Source organism: Pseudooceanicola endophyticus (assembly GCF_018760365.1).
Taxonomy (GTDB): domain Bacteria; phylum Pseudomonadota; class Alphaproteobacteria; order Rhodobacterales; family Rhodobacteraceae; genus Pseudooceanicola; species Pseudooceanicola endophyticus.
In genome coordinates this window covers 1-4,395 of record NZ_JAHIAB010000033.1, presented here as the reverse complement: position 1 = coordinate 4,395, position 4,395 = coordinate 1, and the positions used below count along the sequence as shown (strand labels likewise).

The window sequence follows — 4,395 nt, the reverse complement described above, 5'->3', positions numbered from 1 at the left end:
GCCTGGATACGCATGGTGATCTCATACCAGCGAAGGCGATTGTGCAGCTCGACCAGCTGACGGCTGAGGACCCGCAGAACGTCCTGGGCGAGCTCGGGGAACCCGGACTGCTTGCCCTCTATGATCCCTTTCGCAAAATCGATGGCCCGCACAACGCCCCGGGCAATGGTGAGTCCGAACTCAGCAGCCAGGCTTCGGAGCATGTTGATCAACTGGGTGCGCTGCCGAACCACGAAAGCCCGTGCGCGATGCAGGGAGAGAAGCGCCTGCTGGTCCGCGGATTTGATCTCGACGAACCGCATCGTTGGCCGTGTCACGGCTTCGCAAATCGCTTCTGCATCGACCGCGTCGGACTTGCCCCGTTTCACGTAGGGTTTGACGTACATCGGCGGCATCAACCGGACAGTATGACCGAGTTTCGTAAGCTCGCGGCCCCAGTGGTGGCTCGATGCGCAGGCTTCGATACCGATGAGACAGGGCGACAGTCGCTCGAAGAACGCCAGCACCTGAGCCCGGCGCAAAGGCCGGTTGAAGGCGACCTCTCCGGTCTCGGTAACTCCGTGGACGTGGAAGATGTTCTTGGCCAGGTCGAGGCCGACAGTGGTAACCTGCATGGGGTGGCTCCTCTCAGTTGCAGATTCTGACACCTGCAGTATGGCGCATTGCGACGCCGGGAGCGGGAGCCATCCACCCCATCTGCAGAGGGCCGTCTGTGCCAGGTGGGCCACCACAGGTGAGCGAGGTGATCGCCGCAGCGCCGCATGACCGCTCCGAGCCCAAATGCGGCATTCCTAGTCGTCGCGGATAAGATCGTAACGTAATTACAGTGGCTGCTCCGCTGGCGTGACGTTGAGCGGAAGGCAAGCTTCCAGTTTGGGCCTCAAAATGTTGCAGTCTGTTGCCCTTTTCGCACCGCATAGGAGAGCCCTGCAGCTGCGAAAAGGGCAAGGGCCGCCAAGGAGAGAGAGCCATCGAACGAAGAGGTCCGCGCATAGACCTGCTCTGCGATCAGGGGGCCAATGATCTGGCCAAATCCGTAGGCCGCTGTCATGATCGCGAGCATGTTGAAGCCTACCCGGTGAGCTAGCCTACGCCCTGCCGGCATGACAATGGTCACGACCCCCATGAAGGTGCCCCCTACGATAACAGCGCTCGCGAGATAGGCGATCGGCAGGTGCAGAAGCGGGAGACCAACCCCGACGGCCTGACACGTCAGGTTAAGGCCCAGACTGCGCGACGTACCCATGCGCAAATGCACTCTGTGCCACAGGAAACAAGATGGCGCTGCCGCAAGGCCGAACAGGGCCCAGACCTGAACTGGACCGAGGGACGGAAGCGCCGTTCGCACCAGCAGCGGCAGGTAGGTTGCCGTCATAATATACCCCAGTCCGGCCAAGCCGTAGATGGTGATCAACCGCCAAGGGCCGAGCTGCGGGCCTACTGTTTTCGGAGCGCGCGGTTCGGGTCCGACCTCTTGGATGTCGCGCTTACCCTGCGTCGTTCGGCGAAATGATGGCACCAGCAAGGCGGAGCAGAGGCCGGCCAGGGCGATCCAGATGATGCGGCTTCCCGTCCCCGCCGCGGCCCCAAGGGCGATCGTTTCTGCCGAGAGCACGATGCCAAGTCCGACCCCGGCATAGAGGGCGGGCGCTGAATGATGCTGCTGTCGATCATGTATCAGCCAGTGGGAGGCCGCTACCATGGCGATTGCGCTGAAGAGGCCGGAAATTCCGCGAACCGCGATGACGATCCCGGCAGGCAGGGAAAGACCCAGGACCGCGAGGGTCAGAACGGTCGCCGCCCCGGCCAGCTGGCAAAGGGCCCTGCTCGACAGAGGCAATCGCAAGGAGACAAGGAGTGCCCCGGCGAGATACCCCGCGTAGTTGGCAGAGGCCGCATAGGACCCTGCGGAGACCGAGAGCGTTCCCTCGGAAATCATCAGCGGATAGAGGCCCGTGAAGGCAAAGCGCCCGACCCCCATGCCGACAATTAAAACAAGCGTGGCTGAGACAGTCGCACTGGCATCGTGTTTACTGCGCATGGTCGGTGTGCTCCTGCAGGTTGGAGCCTTCGGTCAGGCAGGCCCGGAAGGCCCGCAACGATGCGGTGTCGAACCCAGTGCGCCAGGCCAGATGCGTCACCACCTGCATCAGGGGCACGGCGAGAACGGACCCCGATGAGCCCATAAGCTCCGCGACGCTCTTCGGCATGATGCTGATGCAGGCACCGGCGGCGGTACAGCCATACATCGCGTGGTAGGAGGGGACCTCCTGTATCCTGACCCCAGAGCCGCCATCCGACATCAGCCAGTCCTCCGCCAGCTTCCGATAGGTGCAGCCGGGGCCGAAGGCCGCAAGTGTGCGCAGGCGAAGATCGGCTGGCACGCGGATTTCAGGATGGTCTGAGGGCAGCAAGAGAACGAGGTCTTCGCGAAACAGAGGCTGCGTCTCCAGATCGAGGGGCTCGCCTATATCCCCATCTGGCGGAAAGGCAACGAGGGCGCAGTCGATCCGACAGGCCCTGAGCGCGTCGAGGAGAGGGGCGCTCGGGGCCGATGTGAGTTCGAGCTGCGCCTCGGGCCACGCGCGACTGAACCGCGAAAGCGGGCCCGCCAGGCGGCTTGCTATGGTGCTTTCCATCGAGCCCACACGGAGCGTGCCGCGCGGGCTCGATGGATCGAGGCGCTGCTGCGCTTCGTCTGCCAGGTTCAGGATGCGTTCGGCATAATCGGCGAAGATCCGGCCTGCGTCCGACAAAATCATGCGCTTGCGGTTACGGTGAAAGAGTTGCGTGCCCAATTCGGCCTCGAGCTGCTGGATCCGGGTCGTGACGTTGGAGGGCGCACGTCCCAGAAGATCGGCCGCTCGGGTTACACTTTCTTCCCGCGCGACAGCACGAAAGACACGAAGTGTCGCAAGGTCCATGATCGTCTCCGTTGAGGAATGTCTTCGGGGATTTAATTCTATATTTGAGAATGAAAGTCAAATGTGGTTTCCTTTATGAGAATGAAATCGGGCGTTGCCCCGTGACTGGAGGGACCTTTCATGCTGGAAAAACTTGGTATCGCGCTCCCGATCCTGCAGGCACCGATGGCGGGGGTATCGACCCCGCAGCTCGCTGCAGCGGTCTCGAACGCAGGGGGGCTGGGGGCGATCGGCATCGGTGCCACCGATGTGGCCGGCGCGGCCCGCATGATTGCACAGACCCGTCAGGCCACGGATCGTCCTTTCAATGTGAACGTCTTCGCCCACGCCACGCCACAAGCCGACCCGGAGGCAGAACGCGCCTGGCTCGCCGCCTTGCGCCCGCTCTTCGCCGAATTCGATGCCGAGCCGCCAGCGCAGTTGCGCACCATCTATCAAAGCTTCAACGACAGTCCCGAAGTCCTGAGGCTGCTGCTGGAGACGCGCCCTGCAGTGGTCAGCTTCCACTTCGGCCTGCCTGCACCGCAGGCAGTTGTGGCCTTGCGGGAGGCCGGGATCACGCTTCTGGCCACAGCAACAAATCTGGAGGAGGCACGGCGCATTCAGGACGCGGGCATTGATGGCATCGTGGCGCAGGGCATGGAAGCTGGAGGGCATCGCGGCGTGTTCGACTGTTCCGCGTTCGATCCGCAACTCGGCACCTTCGCGCTGACACGCCTGCTGGCTACGAAAACCGACCTTCCAATCATTGCTGCGGGGGGGATTATGGACGGTGCGGGCATAGCAGCCGCGATGGCTCTGGGCGCAAGTGCCGCGCAGCTGGGAACCGCCTTCATTGATTGCCCGGAATCGAACGCGGATGCGGCTTACCGGCAGGCGCTTCATGGCCCGGGGGGCTATAGGACGCGTCTCACATCCGCTATTTCAGGGCGACCGGCCCGTGCGCTGGAAAACCGCTTCACCCAAGCAGCGGAAAATAGCCTTGCAGGTTGGCCGCCTGCTTATCCTATCGCCTATGACGCTGGAAAAGCCTTGCAAGCTGCGGCTAAAGCGAAGGGGGAACACGGGTTTGGTGCCCATTGGGCCGGCCAAGGCGCACCGCGTGCCCGCTCTCTTCCTGCAACAGAACTGGTTGCCGTGCTGATGCGAGAATTACGCTCCGAACATCTCACTCGTAGGTTTGGGAAAACATAGGCTGGCACCAAGGGGGCCGATACCCGTTTCCACAGATGAAAGGCAGCAATGTCCCGCGGAGCCGACCTTGGCGTGCGAGACCTTGCTGCACGATGCCATGGATGGCCGGTTTCGGGAAGCTGCGCTGCAGCGGAGCCAGCTTGGCGAATGTCCGAAGAGGGCCGAGGCTGTGTGGAAACGCTGTTCCGTGGTAAGCTTTCGCAAGGCGGCAGGAGACAGGGATGGCGGGTTTCATCAATGGTATCGACCGGGACCAGGTCACGCTTTTCCCTGATCG

At 62.5% G+C, this 4,395-nt stretch carries 4 protein-coding genes; 1 reads left to right on the top strand and 3 read right to left on the bottom strand.

The features are described from left to right. From KM176_RS24630 to KM176_RS24620, 3 genes are all read right to left on the bottom strand, one after another. The coding region (locus KM176_RS24630; RefSeq protein WP_215558847.1) for an IS110 family RNA-guided transposase at window positions 1-614 on the bottom strand (614 nt) is incomplete at its 3' end. Window positions 615-880: 266 nt separating this feature from the next. Then, window positions 881-2,041, bottom strand: a complete 1,161-nt coding sequence (locus tag KM176_RS24625) for a YbfB/YjiJ family MFS transporter (RefSeq protein WP_160897322.1) — start codon at window positions 2,039-2,041, stop codon at window positions 881-883. Next, window positions 2,031-2,924, bottom strand: a complete 894-nt coding sequence (locus tag KM176_RS24620) for a LysR family transcriptional regulator (protein WP_160897323.1) — start codon at window positions 2,922-2,924, stop codon at window positions 2,031-2,033. Before KM176_RS24620 ends, KM176_RS24625 begins: the two co-directional genes overlap by 11 nt. A 120-nt stretch (window positions 2,925-3,044) precedes the next feature. Between KM176_RS24620 and KM176_RS24615 the strand changes: the two genes are divergently transcribed. Continuing rightward, window positions 3,045-4,118 (top strand): NAD(P)H-dependent flavin oxidoreductase, encoded by a 1,074-nt coding sequence (locus KM176_RS24615; protein ID WP_160897324.1) that lies wholly within the window; start codon window positions 3,045-3,047, stop codon window positions 4,116-4,118. Window positions 4,119-4,395 lie beyond the last annotated feature (277 nt).